This is a genomic window from Corynebacterium sp. HMSC06C06 (genome assembly GCF_001807295.1).
Taxonomy (GTDB): domain Bacteria; phylum Actinomycetota; class Actinomycetes; order Mycobacteriales; family Mycobacteriaceae; genus Corynebacterium; species Corynebacterium striatum.
Map to the genome: position 1 here is coordinate 165,211 of NZ_KV788518.1, position 18,853 is coordinate 184,063.

Genomic DNA, 18,853 nt, shown 5'->3' on the forward strand with positions numbered 1-18,853 from the left:
CTGGCAATACACAAAGTGATTATGTGTAAAACACAGTGTTTCATCTGTGTATTCTCTGGGAAGCTAGCATGCTCAAAGAGCCCAGGGGCAACTAGTACCTGAAGGCTTGGCTAAATGAAGGTGAATTCAAAGACTCTAGTCGCTCAAACAAAGCAAAAGTACCTCGGCGCGCGTTACGGGGTTACTGAGGTCGAATCCGCATAAGGACTGGATCTTTTCGATACGGGCTCGCACGGTGTGGCGATGCACGCTGAGCTCGGTGGCGGCAGCGGCGAGTTGGGAGTCTGCAAGCAAGTAAGCCCGCAGCGTGCGCAATAGCTCGGTGTTGTGTGCGGCGTCGTAAAGCGAAAGGCGCCCAATGGTGGCTTCGCGGCGCTTGCCTAACGCGGCGTGGACAGCTGATTCCCCGAGCCAGGCGGGCGCGTCGGAGCTGAATTCCGCGAGGGTGCCCAGCGGCAGGCTACGCGCGTGCGCGGTGAGCGCCTTGACGCGGTCGCCGCTGATGTCGCCCCACTCCACGCCTCTAAGCAGGGAAACCCGCAGGTGGTTGGCGTAGCGGCCGAACAGGGTCTGCATAGCGATGGGCTCAGGGGGCAGAGCAATGAGCGCGCTTTCCGACGCCGTCCCCTCCAACGGCAGCACAAAGCACGCAAAGCCGCCGTCGTTGGCTGCGTGGTGGACGAGCCCCAGCGCGCGGCTGAGCCGGGCCGGGGAGTCGGCCTGTACGAGATAGACATCTACCTTGCCGTGCGAGGCGACCGAATTAAACGCCGCCTCCATCGCCGGCGTTGCCAGGGCAGTGGCAGTGCCGGAGACCTGCGTGGCCAGTGCCAATGCGCCCAAAATTACGCGCGCGGAGGAATCCCGGTTTTGCAGCAGCAGTTCGGCAAGACCCGCGAGGTGGCGGATGAGGGCGCGGGCATAAGAGTCGAACTTCTCCTCCCGCGAGACCGCCAACGCGATGCGATTGCGGCCGTGGCTGTTGAACACGTTGCTAATCACGGCAAATTTGGTCCCGTCCCTCGTCGTGTTGGAACGCGCGCCCGAGGTACGCCCTGAGCTCTGGCTGGCGGCGGCAAGCGCGAAGTCCGCTGCGTTGAGTCCACGGAAATCGTGGCGTGCGATGACCACTCCGGAGTCGTTTGCAATGGCAACCGCTGCGCCGAGCTCTTTCGACGCGCGCTCGAGCAAAACCTCGATGCCATCCGAGGCCGCCTGGTTGAGACGCTCTTGCTGCCGATGTAGTGCGAATTGCAGATTGTTCTCAATACGAGTTTGCTCCGTGGTGACTGTATTGATGATCGAGATGAAAGGCGTGGCGCGCGGGACCTCGAAGAGGGTGAGGTGATGGCGGGAGGCGGCGTCGATAAGCTCCTGCGGAACTTCCGCAAAGGTCAGACCCGTGCCGAAGCCGATGGCCCCCACTCCCGCCGCCGCCAGGGTGCGCGCATAGACGGAAAAGTCGCTGGGCGAGTGCTCGAAGGCCAGTCCCAAGGTCAAGATGATGGCGCCCTGAGTGGTGAACTCGCTGGGATCGCGCAACTCGCTGGCTTGGATGGTGGTGAACTCACGCGGGCCTTCGAGAATCGGGCGCAGGTTTAGTTTGCGCTGGTTAAACAGCCATTGAAAGCGAAGCTCGCTCATTGCCCGGTCCTTCTTACAGCAACTCGTCGATAGACATAGTGAATAGTCTTTTGCCCCAAATATATACGCCATGTCCATGGCCTGTGACTAGTCGTGGCATCCACAATGATTCACATCACAAAGCAAGACGATTGAAGGAGAATCATGCAGGAACTTGAATACCGCATCGAGCAGACCCGCCACCTCGCCGAGCAGGTCCCCGGACCAGTCAGCGCCGCACTGGATGAGCGCCGCAAGAACGCCATCCCAGCTGGCATGGCGCCTTCGCTGCCGGGCTACGTCGTCGACGCTGACGGCGGCATCCTCGCCGACGCTGACGGCAACCGCTTCATCGACCTGGCCTCCGGCATCGCCGTGACCTCCGCCGGTGCCTCCAACCCAGCCGTGGTGAAGGCCGTCCAGGAAGCAGTCGCACACTTCACCCACACCTCCTTCACCATCTCCCCGTACGAGTCCTACGTCGAGGTCGCTGAAAAGCTTAACGAGGTCACACCGGGCGATCACCCAAAGAAGACCGCACTGTTTAACTCCGGCGCCGAGGCCGTTGAGAATGCCGTCAAGATTGCCCGCAACTACACCGGCAAGCGCGGCGTTGTAGTCATGGACCGCGCCTTCCACGGCCGCACCAACCTCACCATGGCTATGACCGCGAAGCAGTCCCCGTACAAGAACGGCTTCGGCCCGTTCGCGCCGGAAATCTACCGCGCACCGATGTCTTACCCGCTGCGCGACCAGCTCAGTGGTGAGGAAGCAGCCAAGAAGACTCTGACCATGATTGAACAGGAAGTCGGCGCTGCCAACCTCGCTTGCGTTGTGGTCGAGCCGATTCAGGGTGAGGGCGGCTTCGTGGTCCCAGCTGAGGGCTACCTGCCAGCTATCCAGAAGTGGTGCAACGACAACGACGTCGTCTTCATCGTCGACGAGATCCAGGCCGGCATGATGCGCACTGGTTCCTGGTTCGCTTCCGACCACGAGGGCATCGTTCCTGACTTGGTCACCATCGCTAAGGGCATCGCCTCCGGCATGCCGCTTTCCGCAGTCACCGGCCGTGCAGAGATCATGGACGCACCGCAGCCAGGCGGCCTGGGCGGCACCTACACCGGTAACCCAGTTTCCTGTGCAGCAGCGCTGGCTACCCTCAAGGAATTTGAGGACAAGGACTTTGGCGCCCGCGCGCTGAACCTGGAAAAGATTGCCCGCGAGGAGCTGGAGCCAATCCTCGGCGACGAGCGCGTGGCAGAGTTCCGTGGCCGTGGCGCCATGCTGGCGCTCGAGTTCGTCACCGCTGATGGCGAGCCGGACGCTGAGCTCGTCCACAAGATCGCTGACGCTGCCAAGGCCGAGGGCGTTCTTCTCCTGACCTGCGGCCTTGACCACAACGTCATCCGCTTCCTACCTTCCCTGGCCATTCCGGAGGATCTCTGGCGCGAGGCCCTGCAGGTAGTAGTCAAGCAGTTCAACGAGTACAAGTAAGTCCGGGCTGCAGCCAAAAGGATAGAAGCAAATGACAAACTTTGATTATTCGCAGGTTTCTGAGCTGTTGGATTCTCTGCCAACTGGCCTTTGGCTGGAGGGCAAGAACGTCGCAGCCACCGGCGGCGCCACTTTCGAGGTCCTCGACCCAGCAACGGAAGAAGTCATTGCCAACGTTGCAGATGGCACCTCCGCTGACTGGATGCGCGCGCTGGAGCTTGCCGACGCCGCGCAAAAGGAGTGGGCGGGTTTTGCACCGCGTACCCGCTCCATCATCCTCACCGACATCTTCAATGCAATCAACGAGCGCAAGGATGACTTCGCTCGCGTGATGACCCTGGAGATGGGAAAGCCTTACGCGGAAGCGCTGGGCGAGGTGGCCTACGGCGCAGAGTACATGCGCTGGTTTGCCGAGGAAGCAGTGCGCATCCCAGGCCGTTACTCCCAGTCCCCGGCAGGCAATGGTTCCATCACCGTTTCGCACACCCCGGTGGGCCCGGTGCTGGCAATTACCCCATGGAACTTCCCGCTGGCCATGGCCACCCGCAAGATTGCCCCGGCCTTCGCCGCTGGCTGCCCGGTCGTGGTGAAGCCCGCTGCGGAGACTCCGCTGACCATGCTCCTGCTGGGTGAGGTTATTGCTGAGGTATTCGCCCGCCACGAGGTACCGGCAGGTGTGTTCTCCATCGTGGCCACCACGCAGTCCAGCGCGCTGTCTTCCGAGCTCATGGCGGATCCGCGCCTGCGCAAGGTGACGTTTACCGGCTCGACCGGTGTGGGCAAGATTCTGGTGCGCCAGTCTGCCGATAAGCTGCAACGGACCTCCATGGAGCTCGGTGGCAACGCCCCGTTCCTGGTCCACGAGGACGCCAACCTCGACCTAGCGCTGGACTGCGCGATGCAGGCGAAGATGCGCAACGGTGGCGAGGCCTGCATCGCGGCGAATCGCTTCATCGTGCACGAGGCAGTGGCTGAGGAATTCACCCAGCGGCTGACTGAGAAGATGGCTGCTTTCCAGACGGGCCACGGCTTGTCTGAGGGCACCGCGCTCGGCCCGCTGATTAGCGCAAAGCAGCGCGATGCGGTGGCCGACTCGGTAGCGAAGGCTCTGGAGCAGGGTGCTGTTGCCACGACTGGTGGCTCCAAGCCGGAGGGCAAGGGCTTCTTCTACCCGGCAACGGTCTTGGCGCAGCTGCCTGATGACGCCGAGATTCTCCGCCAGGAGATCTTCGGTCCCGTTGCGACTGTGACCACCTATTGCGACTTGGCGGAGGGCGTGGCTAAAGCCAACGACACCGAGTTTGGCCTGGCAGCTTATGCTTTCACGGAGAACTTCCACACCGCGGAGTACCTGGCACACGCGCTGGAGTCCGGCATGGTTGGCATTAACCGCGCTGCGATTTCCGACGCCGCCGCTCCATTCGGTGGCATCAAAGAGTCTGGCTTCGGCCGCGAGGGCGGCGCAGAGGGCATCGAGGAGTACATCTCGGTGCGCTACATCGCGAAGCCTTAATACCTTGCACCGTTCCTGACACGTTTGGCTTTCAAACCCGCTTCGGCGGGGGCCTTCCGTGTCTGGAACGGTGCGTTTTATATAGAGCGGCGTCGGCAAGCAGCCGGCGCCTTAAACGGAGGAAACGATGACAACTTCAACGCGCAGCAACGCGGCACCTAAGCCAGCGCTGTCATTTATTCAAGGCATTGCCCTGATCTTCGGCACTAACATTGGCGCCGGCATTCTGTCGATTCCATATGCAGCGCGCAACGGTGGCTTCCTTGCGCTCGTCATCGCGCTGTTGGTGGCCGGAACGCTGACCACTATCTCGATGCTCTATGTGGCCGAAACCGCGATGCGCACGAGGGCGCCTCTGCAGGTCTCTGGTCTTGCTGAGCACTATCTGGGGCAGTGGGGCCGCTGGCTGGTCTTCGTGGCGATTATCGTCAACGGCGTCGGCGCGCTCATCGCCTACGCCTCCGGCTCCGGCGACCTCATCAATAATATTTTCGGCCTGCCGCCGCTGGCAGGAACGTTGATCTTCTTCGGCTTTGGGTCTTGGGTGATGTACCGCGGCTTGCACACCACCGGTGCCACGGAAGGCGCCATTACCGCAGGTATGGCCATCATCATTGCCGTGCTGTGCGGCTGGACCCTTCTGGGACCTGGAATCGAGGCCGAGAACCTGTTGGTGCTCCACCCGTTCTTCATCGTTCCTATTTTGAACCTGGCTGTCTTCTCGTTCTTGGCTCAGTACGTGGTGCCGGAGCTAGTACAGGGCATGGACCCAGCGAAGCCGCAGGAGACAGCTCGCGCCATCGTACTCGGCATGGTGATTACCGGCTTTACGCTGGCACTTGTGCCGTTTGCGGCTCTGGGTCTGTTGGGAATGAACGTTACTGAGGTTGTTACCATCGCCTGGGGCGAGGCGCTTGGACCGGTCGCGTACTACTTGGCCAATATCTTCGCGTTGGCAGCGATGCTGACCTCCTTCCTCGCGATTGGATTTACCACCATGCGCAACGTGCTCGACATTTTGCACTGGGAGGGCAACAACGCGCAGCGTGGCATTGCCGTGGCGCTGACCGTTGTACCGCCGCTGGCTATCTCCATCGCGGGTCTTGGCGGTTTCGTCGCAGCGCTGTCCTACGCGGGCGGCTTTGCGGGTGCAATCATGTCGATCATTCCGGTGATGTTGCTGCATGCCTCCCGCAAGAAGGGCGATCGTGACCCCGGCTGGAGCGTCGGCGCGCTGGCAAACCCGGTGATTCAGGGGACCATCATCGTGGTTTACTTCCTGGCGTTTGTCTACTCGGTGATTTCGATCCTGGGGCTCGTGCCGGCCGGTTGGGCTTAGTTCTAAGGGCCGCACTGTTGCTGCACCGTTCCTAACGCGGAAGGTCCTCGCCACAGCGAGTTTCAGAGCCAAACGTGTCAGGAACGGAGCAGTTTAAAGAAGGAAGCAGCGACTAGCCCTCGACGTAGTACATCTGCTTGTTGACGAACTCATCCATGCCCAGCGGGCCGAGCTCGCGGCCGAAGCCAGAGCGCTTCACGCCGCCGAAAGGCAGCTCCTCGCCTTCACCGGCCGGGGTGTTGACGTTAGCCATGCCCACCTCGAGGCGACGAGAGATGGCGGCTGCGCGTTCGGTGTCCTTGGAAAAGACGGTGCCACCCAGGCCGAACTGGGTGTTGTTGGCCAGCTCGAGCGCTTCCTCGTCGGAGGAAACCTTGTAGACCACTGCGACTGGGCCGAAGAACTCCTCGTAGTAGATGTCAGAGCCAACCGGGATGTCGGTGATGACGGCAGGGGAGATGAAAGCACCCTTGTCGGCCAGCTCACCGCCAGCACGCAGCGTTGCGCCTTCCTTTACCGCGCGTTGAATTTGGTCGTGGAGGTTCTCCGCCGCACCGCGGGAGGACAGGCAGGAGTAGGTGTTCTCACCCTGGGCGTCGGCAGGCGCTGCCTTTGCTGCCTCAGCGAGCTTGGTGAGCTCAGCCACGAACTCGTCGTAGATGTCCTCCATGACGATCATGCGCTTGTTGGAGTTGCATGCCTGGCCGGTGTTGTACATGCGAGTCGTCCAAGCCAGCTTGGCTGCTTCTTTGACGTCGTCGGTGTCGAGCAGAATGTAAGGATCGGAGCCACCGAGCTCCAGCACAGCCTTCTTCAGGTGCTGGCCTGCCTGGGCACCAACGATGGAGCCGGCGCGCTCGGAACCAGTTAGGGAAACTCCCTGGATGCGTGGATCGGCGATGATGGTGGAAATCTGATCGTGGGTGGCGAAGATGTTGTTGTATACGCCTTCCGGGATGCCAGCGTCATCCATGATCTTCTGCACTGCGAGTGCGGAACGTGGGCAAATCTCGGCGTCCTTCAACACGATGGTGTTACCCAGCACCAAGTTAGGGCCGACGAAGCGGGCGATCTGGTAGTAGGGGAAGTTCCACGGCATGATGCCAAGCAGCGGGCCGATGGGGAGGCGGCGGATAACCGCAGTGCCGTTAGCGCCCGTAGGAATCGACTGATCCTTGGTGAATTCCTCGCCGTTGTCGGCGTAGTACTTGATGATGGCGGCGGAGAATTCTGCTTCCTCGATGCCTTCGGAGATAGGCTTGCCCATCTCTTCCGCGGCAATCTTGGCCAGCTCTTCCTTGCGTTCTGCAAACAGCGCTGCTGCGCGGGCAACGATTTCCGCGCGCTCGGACATCGGGCGGGCGCTCCACTCGCGGTAGGCTGCGGCGGCCTTCGCCAGTGCGCCTTCTACCTGGGCGTCGGTTGCCGCGTCGAAGGTCTCGATGATCTCGCCGGTAGCAGGGTTTTGAACTCGGTAAGTGTTAGACATTAATTCTCCTTGTTGTGTGATCCAGCTCCTTTTGGAGCCTAATAGTGAACTAGGTTGAAATAGGGCTAGCCTCTAAACTAGCGGCAATTGAGAGTCTTCGCCGGAAGTTATCCGCTTCAGCGTGCGGCCCTTGAAGAAATCCGGGTGCGCAAAGCGCGTAAACAGCATCAGTACGGAACCCAGCAGCAAGATGCCCATGCCCAGCACGAAGACGGTGCCCACCCCGAAAATCGAGGAGCCAGAACCGTATTCCGGGCTAAGCGAATCGAATGCGGTGATAAAGAACATCAGCAGCAAGAATCCACCGCCGACCAATGGGAAGCAGAACTTGAAAACCACGTTGTGTACGCTGCTGAAAAGCTCGTGGCGGAAGTACCAAATGCAGGCCACGGCGGTGATGCCGTAGTAGAAGCAGATCATCAATCCGAGGGCAGAAATGGTGTCCCACAGAGCGTTCTCAGAAAGGATGCGCGTGACCGTGTAGAAACCGCCCGCTGCAATAGCGGAGGCAATCGTGGCCGTAGACGGCGTGCGGAACTTTGGGCTGATCTTGGAAAAGACCGGCGGCAACGCCTTGTAATAGCCCATCGCCAGCAGCGTACGGGCGGGGCCCACCATCGTGGACTGCAGCGAGGCGAAGGAACTGGAGAGCACCGCGACGTAGATAAGCAGGGCGGCCGAACCCAGCACAGGGGAAGAGAGAGCAGCGAAGATGGATTCCTGGTTCTCCGGGTTGCCGGCACCTAAGCCTTCGTCACCAGTACCCGCCCAAGTGATGACCGCCAGTGCGGTGAGGACGTAGAGGCTGATGATGACCAAGACCGTAATGGTTGCCGCGCGGCCCGGAGTCTTTTCTGGGTCCTTCGTTTCCTCATTCATCGTCAGCGTGACGTCCCAACCCCAGAACATGAAGATGGACAAGGAAATGCCCGCCGCGATGAGGGAGAAGTTACCGATTTCCAGCGGATTAAACCATGAAACTGAAATCGGGGTGAAGTCGAAGCCGCCGCCCTTATAAGCGCGCACGATGGCCACGATGTCAAAGACAACGATGGCGATGATCTGGACCGCCACCAGCACATACTGTAGTTTCTGCGTGGAATCTAGGCCACGGTAGGAAACCCACGCGGCAATGGCGATAAACACCATCGTGGTGGGGATATTAATCCAGAGATTGCGCGTCAGATCTGCAATTTCGGGGCGGCCTGCTATCTGGGCTAGGAAGAGATAGAAGAAGTCCACAGCGACTGCGGCAAGGTTCGAAAGCACCAGGATGGTGGCAGTGATAAGGCCCCATCCGCCCATCCAGCCCACCCACGGGCCGAATGCTTTGGTAGCCCACGTAAAGGAAGTACCGGAGTCAGGCACGGCGTTGTTGAGCTCGCGATACGCAAAGGCCACCAGGAGCATCGGGATGAATCCCAAAAGGAGGACCGCCGGAACAAACTCGCCCACCGCGGAAATGGTCGGGCCAAGTCCGGAAGTCAGCGTATAGGTCGGCGCGATGCAGCTGATGCCGATGACGACTGCGCCGAGTAAGCCGACACGTCCGGTAGCCAGGCCCTTGGTGGAGGCGATGTTATCGCCGCTGCCCGGCGTGGGCTGAATCGGTGGTGCAGGAGTGGCACTAGTCATGACTACTCACCGCCTTTCAAAAAGAACTAGGAAATACGGTCTGGTGCTAGGAAGCGATCTGGGCGAAAGCGCCTGCTAGATCGCTTCGTGGTCGGCGCCAGCGTGCATGTAGCCGGCTGGTACGACGACCATGGGAACGGGAATGGAGCGCAGCATTCGCGACGCCGTGCCACCCAAGAAGAGTCGGCCGGGAACCGCGAGACGAGAAGAGCCAACCACGGCGAGCTCTCCGTCTTGCCAGGTGATGCTTTCCATTGCTGATTCGACGTCGCGCCCAGTGGCGACGTCGGTTGTGGCATAGCCTGCCGCGAGCATTTCTTCGGCGATATCGCCCAGCTTGCGGTTGGCGTAAGCGCGTACTGCATTGGGAACGTCGGTGCCGAGGCCATGCAAATCGGACTCGCCAGGCAGCACGAGCGAAAGCAGGCGCAGCGGAATGTGGCGGCGCCGCGCACGGTCCAAACCAATCGCGATGACATCCGTGGTGCCTGGGCGCGGACCAAACATGACGGTGATGCGGCTGATGGGGCCGGGGTAGGAGTAGCCGCGTGGTGCGAGAGCGATAGGGACAGTACCGGAGTGCAACAACGTGTTGACCGCAGTACCCATTTGGAAGCGGCCAAAAAGGCCGCCCTTGCGCGCACCAACCACGATCATGTCGCAGTCCAGTTCTTCCGCCGCGCGATTGAGGGCCTCGGCCTCAGACTCGCCGGGGACGATCCTGGCGGTGGCGCGAATATCACTGGGGACTTCGCTCAGCGCCTCCTGCAACCAACCTGCAATCTGTTCTTCCAGGATGGAGCTGTATCCGCGGTCGTGCGGGTAGACACCGGAGAAGGAATTATTGGCCGGGGCCGCCATGACGATCTCAAGGTTGACGTTGCGGGTCTTGGCAAGGGCGATGCCCAAGCGGAGCGCGTCCTTGCCATAGTCCGTAGCAACGTAGCCCACCAAGATATGTCCGGTGGCTGCGCGGCGCTCGAAATCAGAAGCAGACAATATTTAACCCTTATCGGCAATCTTCTGGGCGACGAGCTCGCCCTGGCGGATAGCACCGTCGACGTGCTGGTAGCCCTCGGCAGCGATGTCGGAGCAGGCGTAGTAGATGGAGCCGGTCGGCTCGTTCTGCAGGTGGCCCCAGCGGGATAGGCCACCCAGGTCATAAGAGGTGGCGTATGCGCCGCGGGTCCACTCTTCTGCAGCCATGTCGGAGAGGTAGAACGCGATTGGCTCCTTGGTCTTCGGGCCCAGGTAATCAGCCATTGCAGACAGGATGCGCTCCTTGCGCTCTTCTTCTGGCAGGTGCCACATTTCTTCGGCATAAACGTCGGAGACGAAGCCGACCAAGGTACCGTACTGGTCTTCTTCGCCCTCGACGGAGGCAGCAAAGTTCTTGCCGTAGTTGGTGTTGTCGTAGACCTCCTGAACCAAACGGCCGCCGCCGAAGCCGGTGCCGGAAAGGCCCTCTTCGCGCCAGAAAGGCTTGTCGTAGATGGCGTGGACCTTGATGACCAAGCCCATGGAGATGTGCTGGTGCACGATCTGCTGGTCACGTGGCAGCGGCGGTACGAAGGAGATGCGGCTGTACAGGTTTGGCGGAACTGCCAGGACTGCGTAGCGGGCCTTGACGGTGACTTTCTCGGAGTAGGCGGTCACCTGGCCAGCAGCGCCGTTGTTCGGCACGCCGTTGCGAACGTCGGCTGCGATCTTGTTGAGGTCATCAGCAGTGGTTGGGTCAACCTCAGCCCAGTGCAGTTCGCGAACCGGGGTACCGAGGTAAACGTCCTCGCCGAGCTCCTTGGCCAGAGTCAGGGAGACGGTCTGCATGCCGCCGACCACGCGGCGGTCGAGGATGAAGTCCTCATCCACCAGGTTAGAGAAGGACCCTGCGGAGGATGCCATGAGCACTGCCTGCAGGGTGGAGAAAGCATAGGAAGGCTTGGTCAGCATGCCGGATGCTACGTAGATGGAGACGTTGTCGATTGCCTCGGCGTCGTCAGACAGCCCCTCGAGCCACGTGCGGAAGGAGATGGAGTCCAGCTCTTGAGCGCGTGGGTGAGCCCATGGGCGCGCCGGGTCCATCTCTGCTGCGAGGTCGTCCATGATCTTGATGAGGCGGTCCATCTCTGCGATGGTCTTCTCGGAAGCAGGGAAGACGGTGCCCTCATACTCGTGGCGGGTGCCGTCTGGGGCAACGTAGATGGACTTGCCCTCGCGGTAGCGCTGGAAGGTCTCGAGTCCTAGTTCATCAACGAGCGCGATGAGGCGGGTCTGGTCTGGGGAGATCCACTGGCCGCCCAGCTCGACGAAGTGCTCTACGCCCTCGGCGTCCTTGACCTTGCCGTTCCACGTACGGCCGCCGACGCGGTCACGTGCCTCGAGGACTGCGACGGACAGACCCTTCTTCTTCAGGGTGCGGGCCGCCATGAGGCCTGCTGGACCTGCGCCGATGACGACGACATCGCGCTCGATGACGGGGTTGGTGTTGGAGTCATTGCTGAAAAGAGATGACATGGTGTTTCACTCCTGAGTTTGGCCTTCCCGTTGAATCGCGCGCCTAGACGTGCTCGACTGTGGGAAGATTTGATGAAAGCAAAGCGCAAAATGAACAGCATTCATTTTGTGTTGCGTGTCACTGTACAGGACTCAGTGTGAGTCTGGATAGGGGTAAGAGTCATGAATTTTTCGCGTGCCAAAGGTCGACCGTCAAAGGCGCTGGTAACTCGTGAAAAAATTGCTGAGGCTGCCCTAAAAATTATTGACAAACAGGGGTACGAGAAGCTCACTATGGCCCGAATCGCTCGCGAAATGGGGGTGGGGCCGAGTGCGCTGTACAACCACGTTGAGAACAAGCACGAGCTGCTTATCCTCGTGGAGGATGCGGTGATGGCGCAGGTAGATACCTCGCATCTCGACGCCGCCCTGGACGGCGAGGTTTCCGTCTACGCGGCGGTCAAGGCTTGGGCGGTGTCCTACCGCGATGTATTCGCGCGGCATACTCCGCTGGTCGAGGTCATCGCTTCTATACCCGTCTCTGGTGCGCCGCGGACGGTTAATATGTACGAAAAGGTGGCTCACGTTCTGGCGCGTGCTGGGGTGGAGGAGGTGCAGATCCTCCCTCGGATCATCATGCTCGAGTCTTTCATCTACGGCTCCGCTTTCGATGTTCATGCTCCGGGCAATATCTTCGAGCTCCCCGAGGATCACGAGGTGGAGGCCCCTACGTTGCGCAACTCGCGTGCGGCGTGGGCGCATGCGCTTGGCGACGTCCCCGCAACCTCCCAGAATCCTTTCGCCGAGGAACCTTTCCGCCTGGGACTCGCGGCCTTGCTGGCCGATTTAGCGGACTAACGTCTGTTAAGCCAATAGCCCTGATTTAGAAGAAGAGCGACTGCACAATCAAGATGGCTGCTGCGCTTATGGCCACGACGAGGACTACGCGGTTGAGGATCTTCGAGTTGATGTACCGGTTGAGGTAATTCGCGGCTATGAGTCCGATGATGGTCAGCGGCAGGTAGGCAGCCGCTGCCTTGAGCTGGAACATGGTGATTTGCCCGCTGACCCCCAGAGTGATCAGAGAGATGATGCAGCCAAGGACGAAGGTTGCGGACAAGGTACCGCGCACTCGACGAGGGTCAAAACGCTTCATGATGAGCGCCATTGGTGGGCCGCCGATAGACGTGGACGTGCCCAGGAAACCAGAGGCTACTCCCGCTACCACGGTATTTCTGGTGTTAGGCTGCGGGGACCAACCGAGGCCCGAGAGACTCATGGCGAGGATGACAGCGCAGCCAATGATCAACGACAACCCATCGTGGGAGAGGGTAGCGACTGCCCAGGCGCCAAGGAGAGTACCCGGTAGGCGGGCGAGGGAAGATATCGCCACGACCTTCCACGCGACTTGCTCGTGGGTTTTGATAGTGGTGATGGACGCAATGACGAGCGCCAGCATGAGGATGAGTGTGGGAACCAATTCTGGCTTAACCAATGCCAGAATCGGCGTGGCGATCGTGCCGAGCCCAAACCCAATCGTGCCTTGGCAGATAGTGCCGGCGAGGATCAGGAAACCGATGAAGATATAGACACCTGATATTCCCGAAATCATCCACTCATCACTTAGCCATACAGTCCTTCTTTTGTTCCTAGGATGCTAGCAGCGAGGAGTTTTCAGCCGAACTATAGGCGCACGTCCACCTTCTCGTTGCCAGCAATCTCATCCAAGCGCTCTGCAGGGCAGATTCCTGACACGATGACGGCGGAGCCTCCCGCGGCGAGTGGTTTAAGGATGAGATCGCGGAACGAGGCAGCATCACTCCAGCCGCTTGCCATGATGCGTTGGGCGGGGCCGGTGTCCGGGAATTGCTGCGGCAGGGCAGTGGTCGGGCCAAAGAACTGGTCGCCATAGAAGCGAACTGTGGGGCCGAAATCGATAGCGCCGGTAGGAAGCTCCCCGCCCGACTCAACTACGCCGCGACCGAAGGGATCATCGGTGACCAAGACGACGTCGGCAGTGGCGAAAGCCTGTGAGACCTCCTCGTACTCACCCGGCGAGGTAAATACTACGTCGGGGACGGAGCCTTCTAGCTCACCGCTGTTAAAAGCCACCGGAACGCCGGCGGCCATTGCCCCCAATGCGATGACTGCTGGCTGCCACGAAGTGGGGAGGTGGACTAGCACCTTGGAGTCTAGGGCGGCGACAGGGTCTAGCTCCAGCTCCTCTTGGAAGAAGTTGGCGATCTTTGAGACCCAGTTATCCAAAGTCTGCGCCGAGAAATCCATGCGCGCGCCTGAGCTCTCGTTATAGAACGTAAGACGCGGCGCAGCGGCATCGGACTGGAGAAGGTGCTGAAGCATATCCATGTCCGCCCATCGTAGGGGAGATGGGCGCTCACGTGTCGCGGTTTCAGTGCAGCGGGTCCCCGAGCGGACCCAAAGGTGAGTGAAAGGGAATAACTAATTACTAACATTTAAGCGCGCTACCCTGCGAAAATTTGGGGAACGATCCCCACTTTTAGTGGTAGCGCGCTTAAATCCTGGGTTTAGTTAACACAACGCGGGCCGTCGCCACCGGCGTCGATCTCCGGCGAAACCATAGCCGTTCCGAGGTCACTGCCTGGGGTTCCTACCTGGTCGCTGGCAGCGGATTCAGCCGGTTCAGCGGCTTGGGCGGCCTCATCGGATGGGCCGGTGTAGTCGTCGTATGCAACGACCACGAAGGTGTTTTCATCCAAGGAAGGGTTCGAGGTCACGGGCAGGCCACCGAGCTGCTCCGCGAGGTCCTTGGCTCGCTGGTCATTCTCGTCGGCGGCGACAATCTGCGACTGCGCGTACAAGCCTGGCTCGGCGTTGCTCGTGCGTTCGACCGTGTAGCCCACGCCGGTGAGCCACTTGCCGATGCCTGACGCGAGACCGTCAATGGAGCCCGCGTTGAGAACGTTAAGCTCGATGCCATCCGCGACTGGCTGCTCCGAAGGGTTGGAGCCTTCTTCAGCGCTTGCCGACGCCGCGGCTGCTTCATCCTGTTCCGCAGTTCTTGCGAGGTCATCCATGAACTTGTGGACCTCAGCCTTATCGATGGTCACCACGGACTCGCCATAGTCGCCGACACCGTCGATGGAGGTCACTGGAATGGTGGTGAAGGTGACATTTCCGCCGGCCAGGCCAGACAGCTGGGTGACTAAGCCCATGACGTCCCAGCCCTCATCGATGACGACGGAACGTTCAATCGCCTCGGTGATCTTAGAGAGTTTATTCGGATTAGCCAGGGTGCCTGAGGACAGCACCTTCGAGACTAACGAAGCCATGTAGGCCTGCTGGCGAACAATACGGTCGAGGTCGCCGCGTGGCAGCTCGTAGCGCTGGCGGACGAAGGACAGGCCTTCGGCGCCGTGGAGAGTCTGCCTTCCCTTCTTGAAGTCGGCGCCGGACATCTCGTCTTTGACGTCGTTGTTCAAGCACACGTCGACGCCATCGACGGCGTCGGTAAGCAGCACAAAGCCCAAGAGCCCGACCTCTGCATAGTGATCGATATCGATGTCCGTAAGGGAACGGACCATATCGATAAGTCCCTGGCGGCCGGCCTCGACGCCCTTCTGCTCAATCTCCTTGTCGGAGTACGGCTTCTTATCGCCTTGGGCCTCCGCCTGCGCATTCTCCTCTTCGAGTTCCTTGAGTTTATCTGCCTTGTGCGCTGCGAAGACCGCGTTGATCTTGGTGTTGCCGTACTCGCCGTCGTCGACGTAGGTATCGCGGGGAATGGACACCGCGGTTGCGCGTGAGCCATCATCCGGAATGCGGATGATCATGATGGTGTCTGTGTTCTCCTCGCCTTCAGCAACACCTGCGTGCAGATCCGCCAGTTCCTTTTCAGAGAGCGGATTGCCCTGTGCATCGGTACGCGAATCCTTGCCCACCAAGAGGATGTCCACTGCGCCGTCCTGGGTGTTAGCTTTGAAACCGCCCTGGTTGCCGAGCGCCAAATTTCCCACTGAGGCCACTCCGTCGCCCACGCGGCCCACGGTGGCATAACCCACGCCAGAGAAAACAAGAATCGCGGCCGACAAGAAAGTAAGGATTGCCTTTAGCGGCTTGGAACCCTGCTGCTTGACGGTCGACGCCGAAGATGGCGCGGGCTGGATGGCACGAGCGCGGCGCTGCTTGTCCGATCTTTTTTCAAATGACACAGTGGGAGGACTTTCTATTTTGGAGTTCTTCACCTGTAGGTATCGGTGGTGATTCCGATGCATAATTTGTTTTAGTCTTGTGACAGTTTAGGCGAGGTAAGCGCGAAATCGTGATCTGCGCATGATTTTCTTCTAGCTCGCAGTGTCTTGGCGGCATCCTCCCGTCAAGTATGGGTACGCTATGGACCATCGTGAACACAGAAAATAACGCTCCCCTCGCAGTGGTGACGGTGACCTATTCGCCGGGCCACTACCTTGGGGATTTCCTCGATTCGCTGGAGAATGCTACCCAGCAACCCACCACGGTGGTCTTAGCCGATAACGGCTCCACCGATGGGGTCCCGCAGGCTGCCGCGGAAAGCCACGCCAACGTTGTGTTTTTAGACACGGGTGGAAACATCGGCTACGGCGGCGGAATGAACGCGGGAGCACGCCTTATCAAGAGCGGCGCTTTGGGGGAGGTCGACGATGAGTTCTTCCTCATTAGCAACCCAGATGTCACCTTCACGCCAGGGGCTCTGGACACCATGCTCGAGTGCGCGCGCCGCAACCCACAGGCCGCGGCTGTGGGCCCGCGCATCGTAGAGCCGGACGGGTCCAACTATCCTTCAGCTCGTGCTGTGCCGACGCTGGTGACCGGGATTGGACACGCCCTCTTTGGCTCAATCTGGCCGGGCAACCCATGGTCCCGCGCGTACCGAGACGATAAAGACATGTCAGTAGAGCGTGTAGCTGGCTGGCTATCAGGCTCCTGCCTCCTGGTGCGCTGGGAAGCTTTTGAACAGATTGGCGGCTTTGACGAGCGCTATTTCATGTACATGGAGGACGTCGACCTGGGTGACCGTTTTAGCCGCGCTGGCTGGAACAACGTCTTCTGCCCAGATGCCATAATTACCCACGCTAAGGGCCACTCGACGCAGGCTCACGCCGACGCGATGTTACACGCCCACCATGATTCTGCGTATCGCTTCCAGGCCGACCGTCACCCTCACTGGTGGCAAGCGCCAATTCGGCTCGTGTTAAGAGCTGGCCTGACGCTGCGTGCCTATGCGGTTACGGCACTTGCGTGCCGTAGTTAATACTCACGCCTTTTGCCTTATAAACTTAGCTCGATACAACATCTGCCGATATAACACGTCGATTAATTCGAATAAGGAATCCTCGTTATGACTGAAGCAGCTACCCAATGGGGTGCCTCCGCCGACGCCGTCATCCTTGTAGGCGGCCGCGGCACGCGTTTGCGTCCGCTGACCATCGGTACTCCAAAGCCGATGCTGCCGACTGCAAATTACCCGTTCTTGCAGCACTTGCTGGCACGTATTAAGGCTGCTGGCATCGACCACGTGGTGATGTCGACTTCCTTTAAAGCGGAGGTTTTTGAGGAGTACTTCGGTGACGGCTCTGACTTGGGTCTAGAGATCGAGTACGTGGTGGAAGAGACCGCGCTGGGAACCGGTGGTGGCATTCGCAACGTGTATGACAAGCTACGCCACGACACGGTGATGGTCTTCAACGGTGACGTGCTCTCCGGCATGGACCTCAACGGCATCCTGCAGACTCACCATGAGAAGAACGCCGACGTGACAATGCACCTGCTCAACGTGGCGGATCCGCGTGCGTTTGGCTGCGTGCCGACGGACAGCAATGGCCGCGTGACGGCGTTCCTGGAGAAGACTGAAGATCCACCAACCAACCAGATCAACGCTGGTTGCTACATCTTCAAGCGCGAAGTTATCGAGAACATTCCGGCCGGCCGTGTGGTTTCGGTCGAGCGTGAGACTTTCCCTAATCTGCTAGAGGAAGGCCGCTTGGTAGTGGGCCACGTGGACAACTCCTACTGGCGCGATATGGGCCGCCCGGATGACTTTGTACGCGGTTCCTCGGACTTGGTGCGTGGCATTGCGCACTCACCGTTGCTGGAGGGCCGCACGGGTGAATCCGTGGTGGATGATTCCGCGGGTATTGCTGGCGGCGTCCTGCTGCTTTCGGGTACGGCAGTGGGCCGTGGCTCTGAGGTGGGGGCCGGTTCGCGTTTGGACGGCACAGTGGTCTTTGACGGCGTGACAATCGAACCTGGCGTAGTAATCACCAATTCGATTATCGCCTCTGGTGCTCACATCGGGGCGAATGCGCACATTGATAACTGCGTTATTGGCGAAGGCGCTGTGATTGGTGCGCGCTGTGAGCTCAAGGGCGGCATGCGCGTCTTCCCGGGCGTGCAGATTCCTGACGCGGGCGTGCGCTTTAGCTCAGACGCCTAAAGCTCGAGCTGGAGGGTTTCCCTCACCATTGTCTCTATTGACACTGGTGGGGGATATTTTTATGGGCTTGCGTAACCGCTGGGTGCTACATGGGATCAAAGTGGCCAAAGTGTTTTTTGAGATCCACTAGAAAATTCAGAGTGGTGGCGACACGCCGATCAAACCTGGGAATTGTTTACAGGATCATGAGGCACCACTATATGTAGTACCCCCACACCTTACCCCCATGGGGGGATCTGTGTGACGGATGTGAAAATTGAGGATCGTGTGCTGCGTTTTTGGCGAATTTGGGCAAAATGGACTCTGGTCAGGTTGACGATATTTAGTGATCCGGTGTGAAATAACATCAGTGTAATCAAACGCATCGGCGGTGCCGGACTGGCTTTGTTGGTCCTGGTGTACAGTCGGTGCCACTAAGTAAGAACAACCCAACCTCGGAGAAAGGAAGTAGCGTGGAGAAAAACTCGAATAATGGCGCTATTCTCCGTGGCGGTGCTGCCGCAGAGATGTCGCTTGACGAGCTTTTTGGCGCCGTCGAGCAGGAGTGGCAAGACCAGGCACTGTGCGCGCAGACCGATCCTGAAGCCTTCTTTCCAGAAAAAGGAGGCTCCACCCGTGAGGCTAAGCGCATCTGCCAGGCCTGCGCGGTGCGTGATGAGTGCCTCGAGTATGCCCTTGAGCATGACGAGCGCTTCGGAATCTGGGGCGGCCTGTCTGATCGTGAGCGTCGCCGCCTCAAGCGTGAGATTGGCTAGTTAGCTAAAGCCGACTTAGCTCAAGTCTGTGATGTCTATGGAGTTTTTGGTCACGGAGTCT

General features: G+C 59.7%; 15 protein-coding genes. 7 read left to right on the forward strand and 8 right to left on the reverse strand.

What is annotated here, in order from left to right; genetic code table 11:
• Nucleotides 1-135: 135 nt before the first annotated feature.
• A complete protein-coding gene (locus HMPREF3153_RS11165; protein ID WP_070420890.1) occupies nucleotides 136-1,644 on the reverse strand; it encodes a PucR family transcriptional regulator in 1,509 nt (502 codons plus the stop codon).
• Nucleotides 1,645-1,788: 144 nt separating this feature from the next.
• Between HMPREF3153_RS11165 and gabT the strand changes: the two genes are divergently transcribed.
• From gabT to HMPREF3153_RS11180, 3 genes are all read left to right on the forward strand, one after another.
• Nucleotides 1,789-3,117 (forward strand): 4-aminobutyrate--2-oxoglutarate transaminase, encoded by a 1,329-nt coding sequence (gene gabT, locus HMPREF3153_RS11170; RefSeq protein ID WP_049146870.1) that lies wholly within the window; start codon nucleotides 1,789-1,791, stop codon nucleotides 3,115-3,117.
• 31 nt (nucleotides 3,118-3,148) lie between these two features.
• Complete coding sequence (locus HMPREF3153_RS11175; RefSeq protein ID WP_070420891.1) at nucleotides 3,149-4,630, forward strand: NAD-dependent succinate-semialdehyde dehydrogenase; 1,482 nt, start codon at nucleotides 3,149-3,151, stop codon at nucleotides 4,628-4,630.
• A gap of 127 nt (nucleotides 4,631-4,757) precedes the next feature.
• The gene (locus tag HMPREF3153_RS11180; protein WP_005528131.1) at nucleotides 4,758-5,969 is read left to right on the forward strand and encodes an aromatic amino acid transport family protein; all 1,212 of its coding nucleotides are present in this window, start codon (nucleotides 4,758-4,760) and stop codon (nucleotides 5,967-5,969) included.
• 112 nt (nucleotides 5,970-6,081) lie between these two features.
• On the opposite strand, the gene HMPREF3153_RS11185 is transcribed toward HMPREF3153_RS11180, so the two are convergent.
• The 4 genes from HMPREF3153_RS11185 to HMPREF3153_RS11200 all read right to left on the reverse strand — a co-directional run bounded on the left by HMPREF3153_RS11185 (nucleotide 6,082) and on the right by HMPREF3153_RS11200 (nucleotide 11,607).
• A complete protein-coding gene (locus HMPREF3153_RS11185) occupies nucleotides 6,082-7,458 on the reverse strand; it encodes an NAD-dependent succinate-semialdehyde dehydrogenase (protein ID WP_070420892.1) in 1,377 nt (458 codons plus the stop codon).
• Nucleotides 7,459-7,530: 72 nt separating this feature from the next.
• Nucleotides 7,531-9,093, reverse strand: coding sequence for an APC family permease (locus tag HMPREF3153_RS11190; protein ID WP_070420893.1), 1,563 nt, complete (start codon nucleotides 9,091-9,093; stop codon nucleotides 7,531-7,533).
• A 75-nt stretch (nucleotides 9,094-9,168) separates the two neighbouring features.
• Nucleotides 9,169-10,092 carry a universal stress protein gene (locus HMPREF3153_RS11195; RefSeq protein ID WP_070420894.1) on the reverse strand — a complete coding sequence of 308 codons (924 nt, stop codon included), beginning with the start codon at nucleotides 10,090-10,092 and terminating at the stop codon, nucleotides 9,169-9,171.
• A 3-nt stretch (nucleotides 10,093-10,095) separates the two neighbouring features.
• Entirely contained in the window at nucleotides 10,096-11,607 is a 1,512-nt protein-coding gene (locus tag HMPREF3153_RS11200; protein WP_070420895.1) for a flavin monoamine oxidase family protein, read from the reverse strand.
• 162 nt (nucleotides 11,608-11,769) lie between these two features.
• Between HMPREF3153_RS11200 and HMPREF3153_RS11205 the strand changes: the two genes are divergently transcribed.
• A complete protein-coding gene (locus tag HMPREF3153_RS11205; RefSeq protein ID WP_070420896.1) occupies nucleotides 11,770-12,444 on the forward strand; it encodes a TetR/AcrR family transcriptional regulator in 675 nt (224 codons plus the stop codon).
• Nucleotides 12,445-12,469: 25 nt separating this feature from the next.
• Here the strand turns inward: HMPREF3153_RS11205 and HMPREF3153_RS11210 are convergent, their stop codons facing one another.
• From HMPREF3153_RS11210 to HMPREF3153_RS11220, 3 genes are all read right to left on the reverse strand, one after another.
• Nucleotides 12,470-13,198, reverse strand: coding sequence for a sulfite exporter TauE/SafE family protein (locus HMPREF3153_RS11210; RefSeq protein ID WP_070420897.1), 729 nt, complete (start codon nucleotides 13,196-13,198; stop codon nucleotides 12,470-12,472).
• A 71-nt stretch (nucleotides 13,199-13,269) separates the two neighbouring features.
• Nucleotides 13,270-13,953, reverse strand: coding sequence for a TIGR03089 family protein (locus tag HMPREF3153_RS11215; RefSeq protein WP_070420898.1), 684 nt, complete (start codon nucleotides 13,951-13,953; stop codon nucleotides 13,270-13,272).
• A gap of 179 nt (nucleotides 13,954-14,132) precedes the next feature.
• A complete protein-coding gene (locus HMPREF3153_RS11220) occupies nucleotides 14,133-15,776 on the reverse strand; it encodes an LCP family protein (RefSeq protein ID WP_210385576.1) in 1,644 nt (547 codons plus the stop codon).
• A gap of 170 nt (nucleotides 15,777-15,946) precedes the next feature.
• Between HMPREF3153_RS11220 and HMPREF3153_RS11225 the strand changes: the two genes are divergently transcribed.
• The 3 genes from HMPREF3153_RS11225 (at nucleotide 15,947) to HMPREF3153_RS11235 (ending at nucleotide 18,792) form a co-directional block, all read left to right on the forward strand.
• On the forward strand, nucleotides 15,947-16,855 hold the full coding sequence (locus HMPREF3153_RS11225) for a glycosyltransferase family 2 protein (RefSeq protein ID WP_070420899.1): 909 nt from the start codon (nucleotides 15,947-15,949) through the stop codon (nucleotides 16,853-16,855).
• 87 nt (nucleotides 16,856-16,942) lie between these two features.
• On the forward strand, nucleotides 16,943-18,037 hold the full coding sequence (locus tag HMPREF3153_RS11230) for a mannose-1-phosphate guanylyltransferase (RefSeq protein ID WP_070420900.1): 1,095 nt from the start codon (nucleotides 16,943-16,945) through the stop codon (nucleotides 18,035-18,037).
• A gap of 506 nt (nucleotides 18,038-18,543) precedes the next feature.
• Nucleotides 18,544-18,792, forward strand: a complete 249-nt coding sequence (locus tag HMPREF3153_RS11235; protein WP_005528147.1) for a WhiB family transcriptional regulator — start codon at nucleotides 18,544-18,546, stop codon at nucleotides 18,790-18,792.
• Nucleotides 18,793-18,853 lie beyond the last annotated feature (61 nt).